The 25,241-nt window shown below is 58.8% G+C and carries 18 protein-coding genes; 10 read left to right on the top strand and 8 right to left on the bottom strand.

Annotation, left to right across the window (positions count from 1 at the left end; genetic code table 11):
• Window positions 1-53: 53 nt before the first annotated feature.
• From VR71_RS02575 to VR71_RS02560, 4 genes are read right to left on the bottom strand one after another with little or no spacing between them, the layout of a single operon-like run.
• A complete protein-coding gene (locus tag VR71_RS02575) occupies window positions 54-299 on the bottom strand; it encodes a MoaD/ThiS family protein (RefSeq protein WP_045680904.1) in 246 nt (81 codons plus the stop codon).
• Window positions 299-2,548: a xanthine dehydrogenase family protein molybdopterin-binding subunit gene (locus tag VR71_RS02570; RefSeq protein WP_045680903.1), complete on the bottom strand. Its 2,250-nt coding sequence runs from the start codon at window positions 2,546-2,548 to the stop codon at window positions 299-301. The genes VR71_RS02575 and VR71_RS02570 overlap by 1 nt, the downstream gene beginning before the upstream one ends.
• Window positions 2,548-3,027, bottom strand: coding sequence for a (2Fe-2S)-binding protein (locus VR71_RS02565; protein ID WP_045680901.1), 480 nt, complete (start codon window positions 3,025-3,027; stop codon window positions 2,548-2,550). The genes VR71_RS02570 and VR71_RS02565 overlap by 1 nt, the downstream gene beginning before the upstream one ends.
• Window positions 3,024-3,887: an FAD binding domain-containing protein gene (locus VR71_RS02560; RefSeq protein WP_045680900.1), complete on the bottom strand. Its 864-nt coding sequence runs from the start codon at window positions 3,885-3,887 to the stop codon at window positions 3,024-3,026. Before VR71_RS02560 ends, VR71_RS02565 begins: the two co-directional genes overlap by 4 nt.
• 248 nt (window positions 3,888-4,135) lie before the next feature.
• On the opposite strand from VR71_RS02560, the gene VR71_RS02555 reads away from it, so the two are divergent.
• Complete coding sequence (locus VR71_RS02555; protein WP_009818586.1) at window positions 4,136-4,345, top strand: hypothetical protein; 210 nt, start codon at window positions 4,136-4,138, stop codon at window positions 4,343-4,345.
• 4 nt (window positions 4,346-4,349) lie between these two features.
• Here the strand turns inward: VR71_RS02555 and VR71_RS02550 are convergent, their stop codons facing one another.
• The 3 genes from VR71_RS02550 to VR71_RS02540 are packed head-to-tail and all read right to left on the bottom strand — an operon-like array spanning window position 4,350 to window position 6,647.
• Window positions 4,350-5,066, bottom strand: a complete 717-nt coding sequence (locus VR71_RS02550) for an RlmE family RNA methyltransferase (RefSeq protein ID WP_009818585.1) — start codon at window positions 5,064-5,066, stop codon at window positions 4,350-4,352.
• 10 nt (window positions 5,067-5,076) lie between these two features.
• Window positions 5,077-5,493 carry a phage tail protein gene (locus VR71_RS02545; protein ID WP_254656431.1) on the bottom strand — a complete coding sequence of 139 codons (417 nt, stop codon included), beginning with the start codon at window positions 5,491-5,493 and terminating at the stop codon, window positions 5,077-5,079.
• Window positions 5,494-5,534: 41 nt separating this feature from the next.
• Window positions 5,535-6,647, bottom strand: a complete 1,113-nt coding sequence (locus tag VR71_RS02540) for a Ppx/GppA phosphatase family protein (protein ID WP_045680898.1) — start codon at window positions 6,645-6,647, stop codon at window positions 5,535-5,537.
• 236 nt (window positions 6,648-6,883) lie between these two features.
• Between VR71_RS02540 and VR71_RS02535 the strand changes: the two genes are divergently transcribed.
• From VR71_RS02535 to VR71_RS24550, 4 genes are all read left to right on the top strand, one after another.
• A complete protein-coding gene (locus VR71_RS02535; RefSeq protein ID WP_009818582.1) occupies window positions 6,884-7,180 on the top strand; it encodes a virulence factor in 297 nt (98 codons plus the stop codon).
• A 30-nt stretch (window positions 7,181-7,210) separates the two neighbouring features.
• Entirely contained in the window at window positions 7,211-8,134 is a 924-nt protein-coding gene (locus VR71_RS02530) for a methylenetetrahydrofolate reductase (protein ID WP_045681049.1), read from the top strand.
• A gap of 10 nt (window positions 8,135-8,144) precedes the next feature.
• A complete protein-coding gene (locus VR71_RS02525; RefSeq protein ID WP_045680896.1) occupies window positions 8,145-9,206 on the top strand; it encodes a methyltetrahydrofolate cobalamin methyltransferase in 1,062 nt (353 codons plus the stop codon).
• Window positions 9,207-10,205: 999 nt separating this feature from the next.
• Window positions 10,206-10,976, top strand: coding sequence for a hypothetical protein (locus VR71_RS24550; RefSeq protein WP_296429761.1), 771 nt, complete (start codon window positions 10,206-10,208; stop codon window positions 10,974-10,976).
• Between the two features lie 481 nt (window positions 10,977-11,457).
• On the opposite strand, the gene VR71_RS02515 is transcribed toward VR71_RS24550, so the two are convergent.
• A complete protein-coding gene (locus VR71_RS02515; RefSeq protein WP_045680892.1) occupies window positions 11,458-12,066 on the bottom strand; it encodes a response regulator transcription factor in 609 nt (202 codons plus the stop codon).
• A gap of 598 nt (window positions 12,067-12,664) precedes the next feature.
• Here VR71_RS02515 and VR71_RS02510 point away from each other — a divergent pair.
• The 5 genes from VR71_RS02510 to VR71_RS02490 all read left to right on the top strand — a co-directional run bounded on the left by VR71_RS02510 (window position 12,665) and on the right by VR71_RS02490 (window position 25,207).
• A complete protein-coding gene (locus VR71_RS02510) occupies window positions 12,665-15,229 on the top strand; it encodes an ATP-binding protein (protein ID WP_045680890.1) in 2,565 nt (854 codons plus the stop codon).
• Window positions 15,230-15,406: 177 nt separating this feature from the next.
• Complete coding sequence (locus tag VR71_RS02505; protein ID WP_296429759.1) at window positions 15,407-16,456, top strand: efflux RND transporter periplasmic adaptor subunit; 1,050 nt, start codon at window positions 15,407-15,409, stop codon at window positions 16,454-16,456.
• Window positions 16,453-19,551, top strand: coding sequence for an efflux RND transporter permease subunit (locus tag VR71_RS02500; RefSeq protein ID WP_045680886.1), 3,099 nt, complete (start codon window positions 16,453-16,455; stop codon window positions 19,549-19,551). Before VR71_RS02505 ends, VR71_RS02500 begins: the two co-directional genes overlap by 4 nt.
• Before the next feature lie 110 nt (window positions 19,552-19,661).
• The gene (locus VR71_RS02495) at window positions 19,662-21,467 is read left to right on the top strand and encodes an autotransporter assembly complex family protein (RefSeq protein WP_296429796.1); all 1,806 of its coding nucleotides are present in this window, start codon (window positions 19,662-19,664) and stop codon (window positions 21,465-21,467) included.
• The gene (locus tag VR71_RS02490) at window positions 21,467-25,207 is read left to right on the top strand and encodes a translocation/assembly module TamB domain-containing protein (protein WP_045680881.1); all 3,741 of its coding nucleotides are present in this window, start codon (window positions 21,467-21,469) and stop codon (window positions 25,205-25,207) included. Before VR71_RS02495 ends, VR71_RS02490 begins: the two co-directional genes overlap by 1 nt.
• The last annotated feature ends 34 nt before the right edge of the window (window positions 25,208-25,241 follow it).

The raw sequence follows: 25,241 nt of genomic DNA, 5'->3' as shown, positions 1-25,241 counted from the left end.
CGCATCGGCATAGGCCAAGCGAAACCGCAGGAAAAGCGGCGAATGCGCGCGGCTCAGCCGCCCTTGAGCCGCTTGAGCAACACAACTTCGCTATCAGGCTCAATCGGCGTGAACCAACTGTCGTTATAGACGCGCCCGTCAATCGACACCGACACGCCGCGCTCCAACTCCGCGCGCAGGCCGGGGAACTTCTCCCCCAGCCCATCAAGCAACGCGCGCAGCGTGGCGGCCTCCACCACCACCTCGCGCGCGCCCTCCGCACTCTCGGCCAAAGCCCCCCAGAGCACGACCTTGACCATCAGCCGCGCGCGGCCTCTTGGATCGCCGCCAACACACGCGGCGGTGACATCGGCAGGCGCGTCATCCGCACGCCCGCTGCCGCCGAGACCGCATTGGCCACCGCCGCAAGCGGCGGCACAATCGGCGTCTCGCCCACACCGCGCACCCCGTAGGGATGGCCGGGATTGGGGATTTCCAAAATGACCGTGTCGATCATCGGAAGGTCAGAGGCCACGGGAATCCTGTAGTCGAGGAAGCCCGCATTTTGCAGAATCCCATCCTCGCCATAAATATACTCCTCGTTGAGCGCCCAGCCGATGCCCTGCACGGCACCGCCCTGAAACTGTCCCTCGACATAGGCCGGATGCACCGCGCGCCCCGCGTCCTGAAACACCGTGTAGCGCAGGATCTTGGTGGCGCCGGTATCGGGATCAACCTCAACATCGACCATATGCGTGCCAAAACTCACGCCCGCCCCTTCGGCGTTGACCTCATGGTGTCCTGCAATCGGACCGCCCGTGTTGCTGGCAATCGCGGCGATCTCCTTGAGGGTCATCGGCGGGAATTTCCCCGCATTCGGACCAGCGGGGCGCGCGGCCCCATCCTCCCACTCGACGGCATCGGCGTCGATGCCCCAGATCATCGCGGCGCGTTTGCACATCTCACGCTTGGCAGCGCGTGCCGCCTCAATCGTGGCCAGACCCACCGCGAATGTCACACGGCTGCCGTCCGTCACCTCGTTCTGGCCCAGCGATCCGGTATCGGCAATAACCGTCCGCACCTGATCATAGGGAATGCCCAGCTCTTCGGCGGCCATCATCGTCATCGACGCGCGCGACCCGCCAATGTCGGGATTGCCCTCGGAGACCGTCACCGTCCCGTCCGGCGTCACGTTGAGGCTCACGCACGTATCACCGCCAAAGTTGAACCAGAACCCGCAGGCCACACCGCGCCCTTGGTTATCGCCCAAGGGCGCGGTCCAATGCGGATGCGTATGCGCCGCCTCCAACGTCGCCATCAGACCAATCGCCGGATAGGTTGGACCGTAAGAGGCTTTCGTGCCCTCCTTCGCTCCGTTCATCAACCGCACCGCCAACGGATCAAGACCAAATCCCTTGGCCAATTCGTCAATGGCACTTTCCACCGCAAAGGCGGCCATCGGCGCGCCCGGTGCGCGGTAGGCCGCCGCCTTGGGCCGGTTGCTCACCACGTCCCAGCCGACAGTTTTCACATTCTCAAGATCATAGGGCGCAAAGGCCGACATCGACCCCATATCAACCGGCGACCCCGGATAGGCGCCGCCCTGATAGCGCAACTCGGCAAAGGCAGCCGTGATCCGGCCATCCGTCTTCATCCCGATCCTGACATCAATCGAGGAAGACGCCGTGGGCCCGGTGGCCCGAAGCACCTCGGACCGGCTCATCACCATCTTGACCGGGCGGCCCGATTTCTTGGCCAGCATGAGGGCAACCGGCTCCAGAAAGACCACCGTCTTGCCGCCAAAACCGCCGCCGATTTCACTCGCCGTCACCCGCAACTGCCCCTGCTCCATCCCAAGGATCGCGGCACAGACATTGCGCACCATGTAATGCCCTTGGGTGCAGACCCAGAGATCGCCCTGACCATCCGCGCTCATCGTCGCAAGGCAGGCATGCGGCTCGATATAGCCCTGATGCGTGGCCCCGGTGCGATAGGTCCGCTCGACCACGCGGTCCGCCTGTTTCAACCCCGCCTCGATATCGCCATGCCCGAATTCAGAGCGCGCGATGACATTGCCGGACAGGCCTTCTGGCACCGTCTCCTGCCGTCGCCCCTCATGCAGCACCGGCGCGCCGGGCTTCATCGCCTCGTCCACATCCGTCACATGCGGCAGAACCTCGTATTCCACCTCGATGAGCCGGATCGCCTTGCGCGCCACCGCCGCCGAATTGGCCGCAATCGCCGCCACCGCATGCCCGTCATAGAGCGCCTTGGCCCCGGCCAGACAATTATCCATCACATCGGCCACATGGTCCGGCACATCGCCGAAATCGGCGCGCGTGACCACCGCCTTGACCCCCGGCAGCGCCTCGGCCTTGCTGGTATCAATCCGCAAGATCCGCGCATGGGCATGCGGGCTGCGCAGAATACGCCCCGTCAGCATCCCCGGCGCCACCACATCGGCACCGAACCGCGCGCGCCCCGTCACCTTGTCGATCCCGTCAGGCCGGTTGGGCCGCGTGCCCACAACCTTGAAATCCTTTATTTTCTTGGTGTCATCCAATGCCATCACGACGCCCTCCGCATGTCCGCTGCCGTTTCCATCACGGCGCGGATGATCTTGTCATAGCCGGTGCAACGGCACAGATTGCCCGCCAGCCAATAGCGCACTTCTTCCTCAGACGGGTCCAGGTTGCGCTCGAGCAGCGATTTCGCCGCCACCAGAATCCCCGGCGTGCAGATGCCACATTGCAGCGCGGCCATCTCGATGAACTTCTGCTGCAACGGATGCAGCACCTCGCCCGCCGCCATCCCTTCGATCGTGGCAATCTCACGCCCCTCGGCCTCGGCCCCCAGCATCAGGCACGAACACAAGAGCCGCCCATCCACCGTCACCGAACAGGCGCCGCAATCGCCGGTGCCACAGCCCTCCTTGGTGCCCGTCAGGCCCAGCTCGTCGCGCAGCACATCCAAGAGCGTCGCCTCAGCATCACAGAGAAACTCGGTCTCATCCCCGTTGATCGTCGTCGTCACATGTATCCGGCTCATGCCTTCTCTCCTTTCGCGCGCGCCTCGGCGATCACCGCCGCGCGGCGCGCCAAAACGCCCGCAACATGGCGACGGAAATCGACCGTACCGCGCTTGTCATCAATCGGGGTGGCCGCCGCTGAACAGGCCGCCGCCAAATCCGCCAGTGCCGCCTCATCCAGCGCCCGACCCACAATGGCCTCCGCCGCTGCATCCACCAACATCACCTTGGGTCCAACCGCCCCCAGCGCCACGCGCGCCGCCGCAACCTTGCCCGCCGCGTCCAAACTCAAGGAAATCCCGCACCCCACCACCGCAATATCCATCTCGGTGCGCGGAATGAACCGCAGATAGGCATCGCCCGCGCGCTCGCCGCGCGCAGGCAAAAACACCGACGCGATGAACTCCCCCGCACCCAGCGAGGTTTTGCCCGGCGACGTGGGAATATCAATCACCGCCACGTCGCGCGTGCCCTTGGGGCCAACCACGCGCACGACCGCCTCCGCCGCCACCATCGCCGGCACCGAATCCGCCGCAGGCGAGGCGTTGCAGAGATTGCCCGCCAATGTCGCCCGCCCCTGCACCTGCGTCGAGCCAATGAGCCCCGCCGCCTCGACCACACCGGGCCATGCCGCCACAAGCCCCGCATGCTCGCCCATCTCGGCACCCGAGACCGCAGCACCTATCCGCCAGCCTCCGGCCTCCGGCGTCACCGCCTTCATGCCTGCGATCCGCTTGATATCGACGATCACGTCCGGCTCGACCATCTCCGAGCGGAGCTTGACCAACAGATCCGTGCCCCCCGCCAACACATACGCGCCCTGCTCTGCGGCCAGTATCCGCACAGCGGCCTCTACATCCTGAGGTGCCTCATACCGCATTCCGGCTTTCCTTTCCTGTTGTTCGCCGATCAGATCCCAATCTGACTCAGTCCCATTTTCGCTGACTATCCCGCAACTCGGGCCAAGACGCAAACCGCTTGCCGACATTCAGCCGCCCTTGCGCGCCATTCCTGTGCGTCCCCTGCCCCCGATGCCATAGGTTCGGACAGTTAATGTGCCAAAATCGCCGTAATCCTTTGACAAGCTCTTTGCTGCATACCTGGTCCACCGCCACTCAAAGGTCATAGATGTCCGACCCCGATCCGCGCCCCCGCCCCAAACTCGACAGAGCGCGTCACGCGCTCTTGTTCGAGCTGTTCCGTCAGCGCAACATGGCGCACTATGTGGCGCAGAACAGAACCGCACTGCCCGAAACTCTATCCGCCGACCTGCGCCTCTTTGCACAATCCGCCAGCCGCTCCATCGCGCCGGACCGTCCATCCCAGCCGCTGTTCTGAGCGCCTAACCGCGAAATCCCGTGGCAATCACGAACTTCTCCGAACTGTCCGCGCGCGATGCGGGCGGCTTGACATTCGCCACCTTGTCGAACCGCTTTTTCAGCAGCGTCTGCAACTCGCCCTCGGCCCCACCTGCCAGAACCTTGGACACAAATGTGCCGCCCACCTCCAGGACGTCAAACGCCAGATAGGCCGCCGCCTCGCAGAGCGCGATGATGCGCAAATGGTCTGTTTGCTTGTGACCCGAGCTTGAGGCGGCCATATCCGACATCACCACATCCGCCTTGCCGCCCAGCCAGTCCTTGACTTGCTGGTCTGCATCGTCGGCCATGAAATCAAGCTGATGGATCTCGCATCCCGCAATCGGCTCCACCTCTTGCAGATCGACTCCCACGATCCGGCCAATCGCCTTGCCCTTCTTCTCGCCGAGGGCGTTCACACGCGGCACCGCCACCTGACACCAGCCCCCCGGCGCACAGCCCAGATCAAGCACCCGCGCGCCGGGCACCAGAAACCGGAACTTGTCATCCAACTCCATGATCTTAAAGGCCGCACGACCGCGATAGCCCTCGATCTGCGCCCGCTTGACATAGGGGTCGTTCAACTGCCGCTGCAACCAGCGCGTCGACGACGATGTGCGCCCACGCGCCGTCTTGACCTTGACCGTCAGATCGCGTTGCCCGCGCCCCGAGGTATTCTTGCCATCCGGTGTCTTGGCCATCTAGTCTGCCTCACACGTTTTCAATTGTCAGCCCTTCATGAGCGATCTCAATCGCTTCAATCGCCACTTCATTGCCCTCGGCCTTCAGAGCGCTGCTTGTCACCTTGACCGGATAGCCGTTCTTGACCCGCCAGATCATCGTCGGCGCGCCACTTTGATCCAGCAAGGCAATCGTCAGATCTTTACGCTTGATCACGTTCATCTTGATCTCGGAAAACCAGTCAAAGATTTTGCTCTCCGTGGCGCATACCCCCTTTTTCAGGGTGATGGTGCTCGATTTCAGGAGTCCCGGCATTTTCACCTGCGAAAACTCGGGCGCATTTCCCGCGCGATATTCAATCGGCTGGCTTTCCACCTCCAGCCCAGACACCTCTTGGAAAGTCAGCTCCAACGTGTCCCATGCCACCCGGAAATAAAACTTCGGCATAGGCCAGATAGTCTGTGATTGCGCCGGACCGTCCTCCACCATCATGCCTCTCCGTCCGTCAATACGCCATCCGCCGCCATCTGCGCGTAGAGCATGCCTTCGCGCAGGCCTCGATCCGCCACGCTCAGCCGATCCGTCGGCCAGCAGCGCAACAACGCCTGCAAGATCGCCGCCCCCGACATGATCAGCGCCTGCCGGTCCTGACCTATGCGCGGATCACGTCTGCGCCCCGCCGGACCAAGCGTCAGATAGGACCGGATCACCCGATCAATCTCGTCACTTGTCATGGTCAGCCCGTCCACCTTGTTGCGATCATAGCGCCGCAGGTTCAAGTGGCTGGCCGCCACCGTCGTCACCGTGCCCGAGGTGCCCACGATCTGAAACCCCTCGCGCGACTGCTCATCCTTGTAGGGCGCGAATTCCGCAAGGTTCTCCTCAAAGAACCAGCTCATCAACGCAAACCGCGCCGCGTCATCCTCGACATCCCGGAACTGATCGCGCAGCGTTGCCACACCCAAGGGCACGCTGATCCAATCCACCACCTTGGCCGCAGGCAGACCGACCGGGCTGGAATGAAACCCCATATGCATCCGCATGATGGCACGCCGCCGCTCGGAATGCGGCACGGCCGTCAGGTCAATCCACACCAACTCCGTGGACCCGCCCCCGATATCCACCACCAAGAGCTGATCGGTGCGCAGACTGACCAGCGGCGCACAAGACACCACAGCCAATTGTGCCTCTTCCTGAGGCGCGATGATATCGAGCTTGAGACCGGTCTCGCGCTCGACCCGCGCCATGAAGTCCGCGCCATTGCTTGCGCGACGACAGGCTTCGGTCGCGACCAGCCGCATGCGCGTCACCCGGTGCCGCTTCAGCTTCTGCTTGCAAACGCGAAGCGCCTGAATGGTCCGATAGATTGAGGCGCGCGACAGACGTCCAGAGCTTTCAAGCCCCGCGCCCAGCTGCACTGATTTCGAAAAACTGTCCACGACTTTAAACTGATGGCCCTCGGGTTGGGCAATCAGCATCCGGCAACTGTTTGTTCCCAGATCAAGCGCCGCATAGAGCGGCCCCTGATCCAGATGGGTCAGTGCGGGGCTCTCAACCGGTTTCGGGACCGCGCCCGCACTTTCGGGACGCTTGGGCGTCATAGCAACACGCCCTCCATTTCAAGTTACCTCCAAACTAGTCCGAAGCGGGCGCGCACGCAAGCGTTGCGACGGGTCATAACGATGATGAGTATTTTTCGCATCTCGCCCAATGGCTCGCCGCGCCGCGCGCCGCTAAGGTGGCCACGTCGCATGACGCTCCCGTTCTGTCGAAATCGGACCCTGCGCATCGCCCAGCCTGCATTAGGTAGGGACCACGAAGGAAAAAGGAATCAACCATGGTCGACGTCACCATCGTCTACTGGCGGGACATCCCCGCTCAGGTCATCGTCGGCAAGGGCCGCCGCGGCAGCAAGGTTCAACTGCCCGAGCGCTTCGAGCAGGCCATCGACCGCGCGGCGATGAAATGCGGCGCCGCTGGCACCGACGCCTACCTCGCCGAATGGCGCAAGGCTGATCCCTATCCCGTGGAAGGCGAACCCGACGCCGTCGCCCAATCCGAGGCGGCCCGGATCGACGCAGAGTTTGATCAGGAGCGCATCAAGGCCCTGATCGCGAATGATGGCTGGGCGTGAATGCGCTCTGGATCTCTATGGGAGGCCGCGATGGCACTTTTCAACTTCAAGAAGCGTGAGAAATTCACCCCCGCCAATGGCCAACTCGAGGCCTTCTTGCAGGGTTATTCCGTCGAGGTGATGCCCCGCACCGCCGAAAAGATCGAGAATTTCCGCGACCTGCTGCCCACCGGCACCCGCGTCTACATCGCCCATATCGAGGGCACCCCGATCGAGGATATGGTCGCCACCGCCGCGCGTCTGGCGCGGGACGGCTATCCCGTCATGCCCCATTTCCCGGCCCGCATCATCAAGGACCGCGCCACCCTCGCCGATTGGATCGCCCGCTACCAAGGTGAGGCTGGCGTCGATCAGGCCCTCCTCCTCGCCGGAGGCGTCACCACCCCGCATGGCGATTTCGACAGTTCCATCCAACTGATGCAATCCGGTGAATTCGACCGCGCGGGCTTCAAGCGCCTGCATGTCGCAGGCCACCCCGAAGGCAACCGTGACATCGACCCCGATGGCAGCATGAAAAACGTCGAGGACGCGCTGCGCTGGAAACAGAAATTCTCTGAAACCACCGACGCGAAAATGGCCCTCGCCACCCAATTCGCCTTCGAGGCCAAGCCGATCATCCAATGGGCCGACAATCTCAAGGCGGCAGGCATCGACCTGCCTATCCACATCGGCATCGCCGGCCCCGCCAAGCTGCAGACCCTGATCAAATTCGCCATCGCCTGCGGTGTCGGCCCCTCGCTCAAGGTTCTGCAGAAACGCGCCATGGATGTCTCGAAACTCCTGCTCCCCTACGAGCCAAACGAAGTTCTGACCGAACTGGCCGCCCACAAGGCCGCCAACCCCGAGTTCAACATCGAGCATGTGCATTTCTTCCCGCTCGGCGGGATCAAGAGCAATGCCGAATGGGCCATCGCCAATGGCGGTGCCGCCGCCACCCCTGCCAACGCATCCTGAAGGACCACACATGACCCGCACTATCGTCGAGAGCAAAACCAAAACCGCCGTCATCGGCTTTGACGAGCCGTTCTGCGTCATTGGCGAACGCATCAACCCCACGGGCCGCAAGAAGCTCGCAGCCGAGCTTGAGGCAGGCGATTTCTCGACCGTGGAATCCGATGCTCTGGCACAGGCCGCCGCTGGCGCCACCGTGCTCGATATCAATGCGGGCGTGGTCTACAACTCCAACCCCAACCCGAACGAGACCGAGCCGCCCCTGATGACCAAGATGATCGAGCTGGTTCAGGGCCTCGTCGACCTGCCGCTCTGCATCGACAGCTCGGTGCCCGCAGCACTTGAGGCCGGTCTCAAGGCCGCCCATGGCCGCCCCCTCCTCAACTCGGTGACGGGTGAGGAAGACCGCCTCGAATACGTGCTGCCGCTGGTCAAGAAATACAACGTGCCGGTCGTGGCCATCTCCAACGACGACACCGGCATTTCCGAGGATCCCGACGTCCGCTTTGCCGTCGCCAAGAAAATCGTCGAGCGCGCTGCCGATTTCGGCATCCCCGCGCATGACATCGTGGTCGATCCTCTGGTCATGCCGGTGGGCGCGATGGGCACCGCCGGTCGTCAGGTCTTTACCCTCGTGCGCCGCCTGCGCGAAGAGCTGGGCGTCAACACCACCTGTGGTGCCTCCAACATCTCCTTTGGCCTGCCCAACCGCCACGGCATCAACAATGCCTTTCTGCCGATGGCGATGCAGGCGGGCATGACCTCCGCCATCATGAACCCGATCGCGCTGCCGGTGAAACAGGCCGAGATCGAGGCGAAAAAGGCCGAAGTCGCCGCCTCCGGCCTCATCCTGCCCGACGATATGGACGACGAGACCTTCTGCCAACTCTTTGGCCTGGGCTCGACCAAGGCCCGTCCGGGCAAGGAAATGGAGGCGATCATGGCCGCCAACTTCCTGATGAACGCCGACCCGCACGGCGGCAACTGGATCAAGTTCAACAAAGCCCCCCCCAAACCCGGCGAAGAGGTCCGCACCGGCGGCCGCGCCGGAAGCCGCAGCCGCCGCCGGGGCTAAGGCACCAACCCGAAAAGAGCAAAGCGCGGCCCCCAAAAGGGCCGCCTTTTTTCGTTGAGCGAAACGTTCCCCCAATCACCGAAGCGCGGAATCAAGGCGCCGCAGGTGCCGCCACCCAATACCCATCCGCCAGTGGCACGCGCCTCACCCCTACGTACCTATGCGCGGAATCAAGGGCGAAGCCCGCCGCGCAGCGCCCGTCCGCCCTGTCGCACCAAAGGTGCGCCGCTTCTAGTCGGCACGCCTCTGGCGTGACGGGCGGGCGCTTTTCCAACGTAGCAGTTCCTTGAAAACGCGGAAGTATGAGGCAGACATAAACTGCCAGCCGACACCGCAGCAGCGCCCCCCCGGCGGACAGGCCCCGCGCGGCTCAGCGGTTGGGGTAAACCTCCCCCCAAACACGCCAATGTATCCCCAACCCCGTCACCCCGGACTTGATCCGGGGTCTCTTGAGGATACCCAAACCAAGGCCGGGCTACCGCAGCATTTGAGAAGGTAAGCCCCACAACTGATCTACCTTACAGCTCATCAGGAACGACTGTCGGCAATGCGCAGGAAACGGACAGTTCAAAAGCGCAAACCGTAAGTGCCCTTCGGAACGCGACCGGCCCGAAGCGGACTTTGATAGCTACTTCCAGCGCTGCGGTGCAGCTTTCGCATTGCGGCCATTCATCCACCGGCAGTTTTTTCTATTGCCTCAATCGTTGGTCAGCGGGTAAAACAACCGCATTTACACCAAAGCCGATTGGGCGCTGGCGTAGAAATGCAGTCCAGCAACACATTCCAGATGGCTCAACGGATCTTCTATGAAGAACACTTGGATCGAATGCGGTGCGGCGCTTTGGAGCCGGGAAAGTGCGCCACCTTGCGATTCGCATCGACAAGCTCATGCCATGTAAACTCGGAAAATTACCGTGACAGTGAACGCAGATACCGCTTACACTTCACTGCATCCCACGCCGCGGTGCTCGCCATGTCGGTCCGCGAAGATGTAGGCATGTGATCGCGGCAGGGAGTCTAGCTGTTTTGGATGAGCCAAGAAAACTAAAGAGCCTACAATTCTACCTCGATAAGACTGCAGAGTTAGACATTCCAATCTCAGCCGATGTCGCAATGATAATGTCTGACACTCGATCATGCATTGAGGCGCTTAAATTTAGAGGTAAATACAAGACTGTAGATCTTGTTTGTGACTTTTTGCTTCATGAAAGGTTGGATCGTGCTGCAGCGCGACATCACCTTGCCAATGTGTCAAAAAGTTTGTGGCCTGGTATTGATGATGAACGCTCTATTCAATCCAAGTTTAGTGATTGTCTAAATATAGAACGGCTCCTAAGTGAGTTATCGGAGTTTTACCGTGCGCTCAATCTAAATGACTTTATTGTCACCGATCCAGTAAGAAGTTTTCTTTTCTGTGGTTTAGTTCTCAATCATTTGGATGGTGCCAAGATGTCAATGCGTGAGCATGTTATTGTTGACGGTGAATTTATGCCTGAGCGCTTGAACGGACTTTTTGGCGAAGAACCAGGCCAATTCATCGCAGAGGTACAGGTACAGTATCAAGTTCACCCACCGCAGAAAGTAGGGCACATTCAGAACACGACGGGCTTTTACATTGTTGGAACTATCTTAAACCCAGAGAAATTATGGATTGATCCAGATAAGGAAGGCGTTTTCTTACGGTATTTAATTCTTCCTTTTGATCTTAACAAAACTACCGCCGAACAAGAACTAATGCGGCCATATTTCATGAATCGGCTAACTTCATAATTGTTATTAGGTAGAGAAACCCCAACTGGAGAGCGCGTCCCGACATGGACGGTCGATTGCCGACCTTGGCTCTCACGATAAAGGCCTGCTTTGACAAGGCCTGTATCAATCAATCGGTACTGCAGCGAATGTCCGGAATCCGCCGATTTTGTTGAAAAACTCCACCTTCAAGCGATAGCGATCAATTTTGCGGAACATCCTCCCGCAAAATGGTGATGTGGCAAACGATATTTGCCAGAAGTCTATTCGCGAGAACTGCGTTCCAACTTTTCGCGCCGAATTTCGGGTTGAAGACTTTTTCAACAAAATCCGCCCTTCGCGTCGACAACCCGATACTTGCGGCACGCTGCACAACCGTCCAAGACAGGCTACTCCGACCACTTTTCACCCGCCGTTCAATAAAGACGACTAAAGCCAACCGCGCCCCTCCCCCTGCGTACAGAACCCATGTACAAAACGTACATCCTGTACGCGCCGCCCCTCAGGTCAGCCCCATATCGCGGGCGATCATCGCGGCTTGGGTGCGGTTCTTGGCGCCGAGTTTGCGGGATAGGGTCTTGAGGTGCAGCTTGACTGTAACCTCTTGAATATCAAGGTCTCTTGCGATTTCCTTGTTGGATTTTCCGTCCAGAACGCCGACCAGAACATCCGTCTCTCTGGGCGTGAGGTGCACCTTCCCCTCCGCCTCCGTATCGCCGGATTCAAGAAAATCTAGCGGCGTATAGGTCTCTCCCAACAACATATGGTGGACAGCAGCCACCAAAGACTGTGGATCCAGCGTTTTCGGCAAGAACCCCGCCGCCCCAGATCTGAGCGCCCTCCGCGCCACCTCCGGCGTCCCCGTCCCCGACAAAATCGCCACCGGACACCCCGCCCGCGATTTCATCACGGCAAGGCCCGACAGAGAATCCATTCCGGGCATCATCAAATCAAGCATAACCAACTGAAAAGGAACATTTTTTTCTTGGACCTTCAATGCGCTCTCTAGGCTCTCGGCCACGAAAACGTCAAAGCCTCCCTGCACCCGGAGGTACTCGGCGATCATCTCACGCACCAGATCGTGGTCGTCGGCCAGTAAAAGTTTGGTCATCAGTGCATCTTCCCTCTGCCACCGATTTTCTGCTTATATTTCAAATAATAAGCTGCGCTCGGTGCCATGACAATTGTTCGGCAACCCGCATCAAGGTCACCCATATCCTCTGCACATGTGGCAAGTTCCATGCCAATCCCCGCGCTGCCCCTATCTTTCGGGATAGGGGGCTGGTCAAACCTTGGAAAACCGCAGCATACCCGCAAGAGCAGTGGTGGTTCCCATGGTCCCATCCGTGCATTCCAACCTTTTTGCTCGACGCCAAACGCCACATTCCAACAAAAAAAGCAAAAACTTTAGCGAAAGGCCGACCGGCACGTCTCTGCGCCATAAAACCAACAAAATGAAAGAATAGAAATACTTGGCCTCACGGCAATCAACACTCCCCAGAGCTTTGCTGCGCGCCACGTTCGATACAAGATGGAAAGGCGCTGAAAACCCATAGGCCTAGGTGACAAAGGATCACTTTGATTGATATACAACCATAGCGCTAGTCCGATCCAGGGTACTGAACTATTTTTCAGGGGGTGCGTTTGGCGTACTTGTCGGTCAGTGGCTAGAACAAGTTGTATGTAGGTAACGAATTATAAGGCAAATCATGCACGCCTCGAGACTTCGCAAGTCACCAACCCAGCATCGCTTGTTACTGATCACGTTAAGCGTGTTTGCGATCGGCTGCATGGTGGCGGCGGTGGTTATGACCAGCAAGGTTTTCGTACAACTGGACGACTACGGCATCGCGAACCAAGACAATCTACAGTGGACGACATCGCGCCTGGAGGTTGACCAGCTCAAGTACTTGGCCGCATTGCAGACCTTGTCAGCGCCTGACCCTGAGCAAGTCGATCACGTCCGGCGTCAGTTTGATGTTCTCTACAGCCGAGCAACGGCCCTAAGGAACGGCAGGGTGTACCGCGAAGTTTTGGCACAGGATGTTTCTCATGCAGACCTCGACCGCATCGGGGACCTTCTTGCGAGAATGGTACCTCTTGTTGATACGGATGCGGCAACAGTATTTCAAGAACGAGACCGCCTGATCTCACTCGGTCTGGAAATGGCCGACCCAATTCGAAGTATCGCAACGCGGGGACTGGCCGCGCATGCCAAGCGCTCGGATTCGGAACGCGCCGGCCTCACCGCAAAAATTCTTTCGATGGCGGCACTCAGTGTCATGATGCTTGCGGCCCTCTCTTCGCTCTTATTCTTGGTTTGGCGCCTGTATCGCAGCTATCGCAGGCAGGCCGAGCAAAGTACGAGTACATCAAATAGGCTGGCAACCATCCTCAACACCTCGCAGGATGCCGTTCTGGTCGTTGGCCCAGATGGGCGCATCGAAGATACAAATGCGCGCGCAGGTGACTTGCTGGAACTTTCAGGAGATCCTGCAACTCCAGTCAAACTAAGTGAATTTCTATTTTACAAGCAAGCTGATGGACGGTTGAAGCCACTTGATGCGAACGTATTGCGAGAGACATGCGTCGACGGTCCAGTGCGCCGAGAGGATGTGATAGTTCGCAATTTCGCAGGCCGCGAGTTTGCAGCTGAGTTGTCGGCGGATCTTGCAAAGCGGGGCCAAACCACAATTTGCATCTGCTTTGTTCGGGATATTTCCGAACGGATCGCCGCCGAGGCCGAAATCGCTAGCTCCCGCGACCGGGCACTTGCAGGAGAGAGAGCCAAAGCACGATTTCTCGCGATGATCAGTCACGAAATGCGCACACCGCTGAATGGTATTCTGGGAGCGCTTGAACTGCTGGACGATACTGGGTTAACGCCCGACCAAGAGAAGTTCACCCGGATCATGCGGTCGTCGGGTCAACTCCTCTTGACGCAAATCACCGATGCGCTGGATTTGACCCAAGCCGCTGCAAGACAGATCGTCCTGCGACCTGCGGCCTTTGATCTGGACCAATTGCTGGAAGAGTTGGTTGAAACCCAACAGGGGCCGGCACAGGCCCGAGGAAATGCCCTTCGCCTGCGCAGGCCCCACTCTGGGCTTGGACGAAGCATAGGAGATCGGGCACGGATTTATCAAGTGCTCCTCAATCTCGTTTCGAATGCAATCAAATTCACCAAGGATGGCGAAATCACGTTGGACGTGACGCGACATGACCCTAGCCAGAGCGGTTTGGACGAGGTGGAATTTCAGGTCACAGACACCGGCATTGGTATAAGTGAGACCGACCTACCGAAAGTGTTTGATGATTTTATGCGTGTTCAGGACATCTCGGGTGACAGACCCGAGGGGACGGGTCTTGGGCTCGGCATTGCACGCCAACTGGTCAAGCTTATGAAAGGCAACATTGGCGTCGAAAGTGAACTTGGAGAAGGCAGCCTATTTTGGGTGCGCCTGCCCCTGCCCCCGGCAACAGGCGTAGTCGCAGCGCCGGAGCCTTCCCATGTCCCCCTACCCCCAAGGAAAAAATCCGATCGAACCCTCAATATTCTGGTTGTCGAGGACAATGCCACCAACCGTCTTGTGCTGGAGAGCATGCTGACCAACGATGGTCACAAAGTCCAGCTTGCCTGTGATGGCATGGAAGGGTTGGAATGCGCGGCAGCTGAGCAATATGACTTGATCTTAATGGATATCAGCATGCCGCGGCTGGACGGTAGAGAATCTACGCGCCGTATCAGAGCCAGCCGGGGCCCGAATTCAAAGACACCCATCGTCGCCCTGACAGCGCATGTGCGGGCGGAGGACCGCGGCGATCTGGAAGCCGCAGGTTTTGACAGGGTCGAAACGAAACCTCTGCGTCGCGAAGCTTTGCGCGCCGTCATCAATCAGACGGCCACCCAAGGCGTCAGCTCCGCGGACACGACGTATTGTGTCGATTCCACATACCTAACACAATTGCGTTCAGCCTTGCCTCAAGAGCGGATTGACCGGCTTATCACAGAGTTCGAGGCCGAAGGTTCTGCGATCCTCGTTGCACTCAATCAGCAAGACAGACGATCCGACAACGACCTCGCAGATCACATACACAAACTTGCTGGCACAGCCGCCTCAACAGGCGCGCTCAGGTTACAGGCCCTTCTGGGACTCACAGAAGTAGCCCTGCGCACTGGAGACGAATCCACAATAGCAACAACCAGCGTGGCAATCCCAGAGCTGTTGCAAGCGACGCTGGCACAGCTCAAAGAGCACAATCAGAAACGCTGAAAAACTCACTTAGAGTTGCCTTTCATCTGGCTTACTATAGGTTCCACGGCATACACTTCGCTATCAGACTTCCCGCGTCATCGCGGGGCACCAGAGAACGGGACCCCGGCCAATATGAAGATATGGAAACAACTGGTAGTACTTTGTCTGATGTGTGCAGCATCTTACGGCGGGTATTTGGCATACCAGACCTATTTCGCGCCCAATGCCGCCGCAGAGACCGCGCCCGATGGAGAGCGACCTGTAACTGTTGAAGTGACATCAGCCGAAAGACGTACGCTCCAAGAGACAATTGAAGCGGTTGGGACGACGCGGGCCTTGAAATCCATCGACATTGTTCCAGAAGTCGACGGGCGCTTGATCGCGCTGTCCATCTCTCCGGGGACGAAGGTGGAAAAAGGCGACGTGTTGGCGCGCCTTGATGATACGATCGAGCGCGCGGATCTAGCCGAAGCCGAGGCTGTTCTGATTGAACAACGTCAGACTTTGGAACGCACACGTCAGTTGCGTCAGACCAGTGCCGTATCGAAAGCCACCGAGGAAGAGGCGATCGCACGTCTCGCAGAAGCTGAGGCAGAGGTCGAGCGCGCACGCAGGCGCCTTGACGATCGAACCATCACAGCGCCCTTTGGAGGCATCGTCGGGCTTACAAACTTCGATGTGGGCGCACGCGTCACAGAAGGCGAGGTCCTCACCCGGCTCGACGACTTGAGCCAGGTCGAAGTCGAGTTCTCCCTGCCCGAGATGATCTATGGGCAAGTGCAGAAGGGACAACCACTGACCGCGCGCAGCGCGGCCTTCGCAGATCGCGTGTTCAATGGCACCGTGGATGTTGTGGACAGTGGCATAGACCCGGTCAGCCGCGCCTTTCGCACCCGCGCGTTAATCCCAAACTCCGATAGCACACTCCCTGCAGGGATGTTCCTGTCACTGACGCTGGTCCTATCAGAGAGCGAAGAAGTCACGGTCCCGGAAGAGGCTATCGTTTTCCAAGCAGCCGAAACTTATGTTTTTGTCGCTACGGACGGCAAAGCCAGCCGCCGTACCGTAATCGCAGGACAACGCAAGGATGGGCAGATCGCCATTACCTCAGGCCTAGAGGCCGGTGAATCCGTGATCATACGCGGTCTGCAACGGGTGCGCGATGGCACCTTGCTTAGGATCTTAGAGGCCGACACCGGAGCCACTGCCGAAACCGATCTACCCCAGCCCGAGAGTGCAACATGACCCTCTCTGACATCTCGATCAGACGGCCCGTTCTGGCTGCGGTGGCAAGTCTTCTGATCGTGATATTCGGCATGGCCGCCCTACGCGATATTCCGGTGCGGGAACTCCCCGACGTAGATAATGCGGTTGTTACTGTCACGACAACCTATCGCGGAGCAGCGCCTGAAGTAATCGATACCGACATTACGGAAACGGTGGAGGGTGCCATAGCCTCCATATCCGGCATCCGCACAATCAGTTCCGAGAGCCGCCAGGGAAGATCAAGGGTCACCGTCGAATTCGAGACCAGCGTCGACATCGATGTTGCGGCAAATGACGTCCGCGATGCTGTGGGGCGAGTGCGTGGTGATCTGCCTGAAGAGGCGGACGAACCACAAGTCGTTAAGAGTGATGCCGATGCAGATCCCGTGATGCGTCTTGCTGTCACGTCGGACCGCATGACCACAGCCGAGATTACCGATTATATTGACCGTTTTGTCGTGGACAGGTTCGCCACACTTGACGGCGTCGCCAATGTCGAAATCATTGGGGATCAACCCTTTGCGGTTCGCATATGGTTGGATCGAAGAGCCCTTGCCGCGCGCAACCTCACGGTGGCCGATGTCGAAGCGGCTTTGCGTCGCAATAATCTCGAACTGCCTGCAGGCGACGTTGAATCGACCAACCGCCAACTCACAGTCCGTCTCAACAGCCGATTGCGCAGCATTGAGGATTTTCGTGACATCGTCTTGGACAGGATGGCCGGATATCCAATCAGATTGCGCGATGTGGCGCGTGTCGTGCCGGGAGTTGCAGACGATTCAACCATTGTTCGAACCAATGGCACCGATGCTGTCGGCGTTCAGGTCTTGCGTCAGAGCCAGTCCAATACTCTGGCAATCTCCAAGGCCGTACGCGCCGAAATCAAGACATTGGCGCCCAACCTGCCAGCGGGCATGAGGATTATAGTTGGGTCCGATGACGCCCTTTTTGTCGGAGCCTCAATCCGCGAGGTGGTGGTGGCTCTGTTTATTTCGCTGGCACTCGTGATAGCGGTCATCCTCCTTTTTCTACGCAGCATCCCTGCGACGCTTGTGCCGTTCATCACAATTCCAGTTTCATTGATCGGAAGCTTCTTGCTGATTGGAATTTGGGGATTTTCGCTCAACACGCTAACGCTTCTGGCGCTTTTGCTGTCCATTGGTCTTGTTGTGGATGACGCCATTGTTGTTCTTGAGAACATCCAACGCCGAATTGAAGACGGTGAAAGCCCTCTGGTAGCCAGCATGCATGGAGCGCGGCAGGTTACATTTGCAGTCATTGCAACCTCGCTAACGTTGATTGCAGTTTTTGTGCCGCTATCCTTCATGCCCGGTCAAGTAGGACGGCTGTTTGTCGAATTTGGCTGGGTTATGGCTGGAACGGTGGCGATCTCTACGTTTGTCGCGCTTTCTGCCTGCCCGGCGCTTGCTTCAAAAGTTCTGAGCGCTCGCAAGTTGCGCGCCAACGCTCCCACCGGACCACGTCCACCAACGATGATTCAACGCATTTATCGTTCGCTCTTGACCAGTGCTATTGGCATGCCTCTTGTTATCCTGCCGTTGGCACTTGTGATAACGGCAGGAGCCGTGCTCTTTTATGATGGACTTCCGCGCGAACTTGCACCGCGTGAGGATCGGGGGGTGGGCTTCGTGCCGCTGACGGCGCCACAGGGGTCGACCGTCGCACATTCCGACATGGCCGCCCGTCAGGTTGAAGCCATTATGGAACCCCTGCGAGAGTCCGGTGAAATTGAAACCGTGTTCAGCTTTACAGGTTGGGGTGGTCGTCCGTGGCGGTCATTTGTTGTCTTCCGTCTCGCTCCTTGGGAAGACCGAGAGCGCTCTGTAACCGAGATCGTGTCGGAGATTGCTCCGCAGATGGGGAATGTCACCATTGCGCGCGGCTTCCCTGTAACACCTGCGGGGCTTGGCTTACGCGGCAGCTCTACCCCGGTACAGATAGTGATCGGAGGCCCCGATTTCGAGAGCGTCAAAGACTGGGCGACAACCTTTCTAGAGCGTGCAGAAAGTGTCGAAGGCCTTGTGAACCCAGAGATCAACTTTGACCAGAACCTGCCGCAACTCGACATAGAGATTGATCGTGCGCGCGCCGACGATTTGGGCATATCCGCGGATGCAATTGCAGCCACGTTGCAAACCATGCTCGCATCGCGGGAGGTTACGACCTTTGTAAGTCGAGGCCGTGAATACCCCGTCCTCGTTCAGGCCGAAGATGAAGATCGGCGCTCACCCACCGACATCACGAATATCTTCGTTCGGGCCGGAGACGGTGAGACATTGGTTCCTTTGGGGGCTCTTGTGACCCTCAAGGAAAACGCTGCAACCCCGTCACTTCGACGCTTCGACCGTTTGCCCTCGATTCAGCTTTCGGGCGCACTGGCACCCGACGCCGAACTTGGCGACGTGCTGAGCCGACTAGAGGAAATTGCTGCAGAGATCCTGCCACCAGAGGCCAAGTTGGGATATGATGGCCAATCGCGCACCTATCAGGATACCTCAGGTGGCGTTGGTCTTGTGTTTCTTCTAGCGCTGCTGATCGTCTACTTGGTTCTTGCCGCACAATTCGAAAGCTTTGTGCACCCACTTGTCATTATGTTGACCGTTCCCATCGGCATCGCCGGCGCGATTTACGCAATGGCAGCAGGCGGATTGTCGCTCAATGTTTACAGTCAGATTGGAATTATCCTGCTGATCGGGCTCATATCCAAGAATGGCATCCTGATCGTGGAATTTGCCAACCAACTGCGCGATGAAGGATACGCCGTGCGCGAAGCAGTGATCGAAGCCTCGGTGCTGCGTCTTCGCCCCATCATGATGACTGCAGTTTCAACGATTTTAGGAGCCGTACCGCTGATTACAGCCTCTGGTGCAGGTGCTGAAAGCCGGATCGCAGTCGGTACAGTGATCATCGCGGGCCTCGCCATGGCTACGACGTTGATGCTCTTTGTGACGCCAATTCTTTACGATCTGATGGCCCGTTTCACCAAACCACGCGGCGCCGTTGAGAAGACTCTCGACGCTGCGCTGGCCAAAAGCCATCTACCGGCGGAATGAAATCTTGCCCTCTTCGAAACGCCGGGCGCGGATTTGGCTCTTGGCAAGGGTGGCAATCCCTCCTTCGCAATGCGATAAAAAGCGCAAGCTAGCGGAGTGCATCTCGAGTGATGAAGTCCCATTCAAGACTGTTAGGAATAACGGCCCTTTGCGTAGGGCTCATGCCTTTGTTCGCTCATGCAACAGATGTGTCATTCTCCACACCCAACGCCCCCAAGTCATTCTCGGAGAAGCTGCGCAGTGCATCGCTTGTTATGACCACTGCCGCTCAACAAGAGGCGACGGCGCAAGATCTCTTGGCCGCAGCCCAGGCAGATTACGGGCGATTGATTGGCGTCCTTTATGCTGAAGGCTATTACGGCGGGGTGATCCGCATCCGGGTGAATGGACAGGAAGCAGCGAGTATACCACCCCTGCGGGCCCCAACCGAGATCGCGCAAATCGATATCAGCGTTGACCGCGGGACGGCCTTCACTTTCTCAACGGCTCGGGTGGCCCCACTCCCACCGGATACGAAGCTGCCAGAAGGGTTTGCGACGGGCAATCCGGCCAAGGGCGAGTTGGTCGGAGAGGCGACACGAACGGGGATTGCCGCGTGGCGTGCCTCAGGTCATGCCAAGGCGCTTGTTGCCGATCAAACTGTTATTGCTGACCACGCGGTCTCGACGCTAACCGCTGACATCGCTCTTGATCCGGGTCCGCGTCTAAGATTTGGGACGCTCGAAATCTCAAACGAAGGCGACCCAAGCCGCGTTCGCCCATCACGTATTCGGGCCATCGCAGGCCTTCCCACTGGCCGAGTATTTTCACCCGAGGATCTGGAAGAGGCTGCCACACGCCTACGTCGGTCAGGGGCTTTTCGTTCTGTAGTGATGACCGAAGCCGAGAGTCCTAATACGGATGGAACACTCGACATCACAACGCGTGTGACCGACGCCGAACGTCGCCGCATCGGCGCGGGCGCAGAGTTGGCGTCATTGGAAGGTCTTACATTATCTGGCTTCTGGTTGCACCGAAACCTTTGGGGCGGGGCCGAGAGGTTGCGGATCGATGGTTTGATCGGCGGTATTGGCGGTGACTCTGGCGGCGAGGATTACCGGCTTGGCGTGCGTTACGACCGACCCGCAACATTCACCCCCGACACAGGTCTTTTCCTAGAAGCTCGCGCCGAAGGAAATGATGAGCCTGACTATCGCGAGGCAAAGATAGAAATCGGCGGCGGTCTGAGCCACATCTTTTCGGATGAACTGAGCGGCGAGCTCGGCATCGCCTACCGTTATTCCGACATAAGTGACGATTTGGGAACGCGCAAACTGCAACACTTGCTGTTTCCAGGCAGCATCACATGGGATCGGCGCAACGATCCGTTGAACACAACATCCGGGATTTTCCTCGAAGTGACGCTGACCCCGTTTATCGGTCTTGATCAAGAGAGTGGCGACGGCGCGCGAATTTATGCGGATGGACGACATTATCGCAGCTTTGGTCCTGACGATCGCTTTGTCCTAGCAGGACGGGCGCAGATCGGATCGATCGCGGGTGCAACCGTTGATGAAATCCCGGCTGACATGCTCTTTTACTCGGGCGGTGCAGGCACCGTGCGTGGTCAGAGTTATCAGTCGCTCGGTGTTGATATCGCACCCAGCGTCACCGTGGGCGGCCGTGCGTTTGCTGGTTTCTCAGGCGAATTGCGCGCTAACATCAACGATAAAATTCAGGCCGTGGCCTTTGCTGATACGGGATTTATCGGACAAGATGCGCTCGGCACCGGACGTGGGCGTTGGCACAGCGGCGCGGGCTTTGGCGCACGCTACTTCACTCCTGTCGGCCCAATTCGTGTGGACATAGGCACGCCTCTTGGCGACAATGTCGGTGAAGATTTTGAGATCTACATCGGCATCGGACAGGCCTTCTGATGGCACGCCTTATCTCCATCCTCTCGATTGCACTCGCCTGTCTTGCGCTGCCACTCTTGGCGCAGACGCCTGAACAGGACCGGGGCTATCTACAAGCCCTGCTAGAGGACAACCTCTCGGGCGCCGGTCGTGATGTACGGATCATCGGATTTTCCGGGGCGCTCTCATCACAGGCTACAGTGGACGAACTAACCATCGCCGACAAAGACGGCATCTGGATCACCTTGAATGAAGTCACACTTGACTGGACACGTTCGGCCCTCTTGCGAGGTAGGGTAGAGATCAATCGTCTGACCGCGCGTGAAATTGTGCTGGCCCGGCTACCACAGGCCGAAGAGGAACTCTCGCCCGAGATGGCCGAGGCCAAGCCGTTTCAACTTCCTGACCTGCCAGTCTCGGTCAACATAGGAGAGATCAGCGCCGAAACACTCACACTTGGTTCGCCCATCCTCGGTGAAGAGATTGACCTTCAACTCTTGGGAAGACTGTCGCTCGGAGGCGGCGAAGGCGCGGCTGAGATCGACGTGACGCGCTTGGACGGGCGCGGTGCTGTTCAATTAGACGCGAGTTTTGTGAACGAGACCGAAGTTCTAGCTTTAGACCTATCTCTCGAAGAGGACGAGGGCGGCATTGCAGCAACTTTGCTGCAACTGCCTGATCGGCCCGCGTTGTCATTAGAGATCAACGGCACGGCCCCTCTGAGCGATTACGTTGCAGACATTCGCTTGGCATCTGACAATGAGCCACGCCTGACTGGTCAGGTGACCCTTCGTAATGTGGACACATCCGAGACGCCCATCCGGGCATTTTCAGCAAAGCTGCGGGGCGATTTGACGCCGCTCTTTGCCGCCGAGTATCGTCCGTTCTTTGGCACGAACAGCCAACTTTCAGTAGAGGGTCAGCAGCAGAGCGGTGGAAATCTTGACATCGAAGAATTCAACCTTTCTGCGGCACAGATCAAACTCGATGGCTCACTCTCGCTTGACGCAGCCGGATGGCCTGTACGGTTTGCCCTCAACGGCGAGTTGGACAATGAAGGCGCCCCGGTCCGCCTGCCGATCACCGGTCCCGCCACGCATGTTACAAGCGCGACGATTGAGGCGCGGTTTAATGCCGCGCGCGGCGACCGTTGGCGGGCCAAGGTCGGCATGACTGGATTCGAGAGGCCAGAAATCGGCATCACAAGCGCCAATCTCTCTGGCCGCGGCGTATTGCGACGGACCGCACCGCGCGGCGTTACTGCACTGACCGAGTTTGATTTATCAGGCCTGAGGCTAGAGGACGCTGCCCTCGCTGAGGCGGCGGGAACAGTGCTGTCGGGGCTTGCGTCGCTCGACTTTACCGAAGGTGGCCCGCTCAAGTTGCTTGGACTGCGTCTCGACGCAGGCGCAGCACAGCTCACGGGCAACGGACAAATAGCGGAGTTAGCCGCAGGATTTCCAGTGTCGGGCACGGTGACTCTCGAAGCTCCGAACCTGTCGCGGTTTGCAGCGCTTGCAGGTCAAGACATTGCTGGTGCGGCGCGCGCGACGATTGCTGGCTCAGGGAGCCTGCTGGGCGGAGATTTTGACATCACACTCGACGCCGAAACTGACGGCCTCGCCTTTGGACTACCGCAGGTTGATCCGTTGATCGCCAACCCAGCAACGCTTTCCTTGGCGGCCCGCCGAGATACGGCAGGCACCGATCTCAGCCGGTTCCAGATTGACAATGACACCATTCGGACCACGGCTTCGGGGCGCCTTAGCAGTGAAAGCGGCGCGCTCAGCCTTGCCGCGCGGCTCTCAGATCTTTCTCTCTCTGATCCTCGCCTCTCTGGCCCCGCAGAACTCAGCAGCAACGTGTCATGGCAGGCCGGCGGCGACATAACCTTGAACGGGCTTGACGCACAGTTGATGGGGGCGCGCCTGCGCGCCGATGCAGCCCTCTCGCCAGAGACACCAGGGCTGCCCGTAAGGGGAAAGCTCAGGGCGGAAATCGAGGATCTGGCGCGTTTCAATGCCCTCGCGGGTCAGACCCTGCGCGGACAGCTTGACCTGACGCTCGAGGGCTCAGCCAAGGACAGTGCTCAGGACGTGGCTCTTAAAGCCGCGATGAACGGGCAAAACCTGGCGACCGGCATTGCCGAACTCGACAAGCTCATTGCCGGGCGATTGACCCTCACCGCAGACGCCGCCCGACGCCCCGACAGGATCGAGATCAGCAATTTGGACTTCGAAACTCCACAAGTCTCTCTATCGGCTGGATCAAACAGTCCCGACGCGCCGGTTGAGTTCACCGCGCGCCTCGCCAACCTTGGGCTTTTTGCCCCAGAGTTTTCCGGCCCCGTATCGGCAAACGGAAGCGCTAGGCTGATTGGCGATCTGGCACAACGAATTTCTCTCACGTTGTCCGCCACCGGTCCCGGAGGCACAACGGCACAAGTCTCCGGCGATATCGTCGATCATGCGGCATCCGTTGATATCGCCGCTAATGGTTCCCTACCTCTCGCGCTTGCAAATAGTTTCATTCAACCAAATGCGCTTCAGGGAAGTGCCAGCTACGACCTTCGGATAGACGGCGCTCCCTCACTAGAGGCGGTGTCTGGCCGCATTACCACGTCTGGAACACGGATTGCCCTTCCCGGCACGGGTCTTGCCGTAGAGGACATCAGCGGGACAGCGACGCTCGGTGAGCGCCGCATGCAAACTGATTTCACCGCTCGCATGCGGGATGGTGGGCAAGTCCGGATCACAGGTCCGATTGCATTGACACCGGGCTATGCTGGCGATCTGCAAGTTGGTTTGACCGATCTCGTGCTCAGCGATCAGGCAATTTACACGACATCCGTCAATGGCAACGTGGCGGTGAATGGCCCGCTGACCGGAGGTGCCCGGATTGGAGGCACCCTGACATTAGGTGAAACCAATATCCGTATTCCCTCGGGCCTCGGTCCCGCATCTGTGTCCCTTCCAGAATTGAAGCACGTGAACGAACCCGTAGATGTCCGCGCGACCAGAGAACGCGCCGGCCTTATAAAGGCTCCGGGCACGGGCCGCGCACGACCCTATCTCCTCGACCTCTCAATCAACGCTCCCAATCGGATATTTGTGCGCGGTCGCGGGCTGGATGCTGAATTGGGCGGCCAACTGCGCCTAGCTGGAACAACCGAGGCCGTCGCACCGGATGGGTTCTTTGAATTGATCCGCGGACGGCTCGACATTCTGGGCCAGCGGTTGACCATGACCCAAGGACGCGTCACCTTGCAAGGCTCGCTTGACCCGTATCTCCGTTTTGTAGGAGAAACCGAAACTGATGACGTTACCGTTCAGGTGATCATTGAAGGTTTGGCAAGTGCGCCAGAAGTTCGCTTCATCTCTGATCCGGATCTACCGCAAGAAGAAGTTGTCTCTCGCCTGATCTTCGGGCGCGGCCTCGACAGCATATCGCCATTCCAAGCGGCTCAGATGGCCTCTGCGGTGGCCACCCTCTCAGGTCGGAGCGGCGGTGATGTCGTCGGTAAATTGCGGAATGCCGTCGGTCTGTCAGATCTTGATGTGTCGCAGACCGATGATGGTGGAACAGAAGTAAGTGCGGGTGCCTATATCTCGGACAAAGTCTATACTGAAGTTACCGCGGACAGCGAAGGAAAGCAGCGAATTAATCTTAATCTCGACCTGACCGACAATCTTACGGTCAAGGGAGGGACGTCGAACGATGGCTCCACAGGGATTGGTGTGTTCTTTGAACGAGATTACTGAGGACGAATATCTGAGCACATTCACTCAATAGCCA

This window comes from Roseovarius sp. BRH_c41, from assembly GCF_000961715.1.
Lineage (GTDB): Bacteria > Pseudomonadota > Alphaproteobacteria > Rhodobacterales > Rhodobacteraceae > Roseovarius.
The sequence above is the reverse complement of the archived record's forward strand: the minus strand, read 5'-3'. Positions and strand labels throughout refer to the sequence as shown.

Coding starts and splice junctions, on each gene's coding strand:
- VR71_RS02575 (WP_045680904.1), bottom strand. CDS start 299: ATGGTCAAGGTCGTGCTCTGGGGGGCTTTGGCCGAGAGTGCGGAGGGC.
- VR71_RS02570 (WP_045680903.1), bottom strand. CDS start 2,548: ATGGCATTGGATGACACCAAGAAAATAAAGGATTTCAAGGTTGTGGGC.
- VR71_RS02565 (WP_045680901.1), bottom strand. CDS start 3,027: ATGAGCCGGATACATGTGACGACGACGATCAACGGGGATGAGACCGAG.
- VR71_RS02560 (WP_045680900.1), bottom strand. CDS start 3,887: ATGCGGTATGAGGCACCTCAGGATGTAGAGGCCGCTGTGCGGATACTG.
- VR71_RS02555 (WP_009818586.1), top strand. CDS start 4,136: ATGTCCGACCCCGATCCGCGCCCCCGCCCCAAACTCGACAGAGCGCGT.
- VR71_RS02550 (WP_009818585.1), bottom strand. CDS start 5,066: ATGGCCAAGACACCGGATGGCAAGAATACCTCGGGGCGCGGGCAACGC.
- VR71_RS02545 (WP_254656431.1), bottom strand. CDS start 5,493: ATGCCGAAGTTTTATTTCCGGGTGGCATGGGACACGTTGGAGCTGACT.
- VR71_RS02540 (WP_045680898.1), bottom strand. CDS start 6,647: ATGACGCCCAAGCGTCCCGAAAGTGCGGGCGCGGTCCCGAAACCGGTT.
- VR71_RS02535 (WP_009818582.1), top strand. CDS start 6,884: ATGGTCGACGTCACCATCGTCTACTGGCGGGACATCCCCGCTCAGGTC.
- VR71_RS02530 (WP_045681049.1), top strand. CDS start 7,211: ATGGCACTTTTCAACTTCAAGAAGCGTGAGAAATTCACCCCCGCCAAT.
- VR71_RS02525 (WP_045680896.1), top strand. CDS start 8,145: ATGACCCGCACTATCGTCGAGAGCAAAACCAAAACCGCCGTCATCGGC.
- VR71_RS02515 (WP_045680892.1), bottom strand. CDS start 12,066: ATGACCAAACTTTTACTGGCCGACGACCACGATCTGGTGCGTGAGATG.
- VR71_RS02510 (WP_045680890.1), top strand. CDS start 12,665: ATGCACGCCTCGAGACTTCGCAAGTCACCAACCCAGCATCGCTTGTTA.
- VR71_RS02500 (WP_045680886.1), top strand. CDS start 16,453: ATGACCCTCTCTGACATCTCGATCAGACGGCCCGTTCTGGCTGCGGTG.
- VR71_RS02495 (WP_296429796.1), top strand. CDS start 19,662: ATGAAGTCCCATTCAAGACTGTTAGGAATAACGGCCCTTTGCGTAGGG.
- VR71_RS02490 (WP_045680881.1), top strand. CDS start 21,467: ATGGCACGCCTTATCTCCATCCTCTCGATTGCACTCGCCTGTCTTGCG.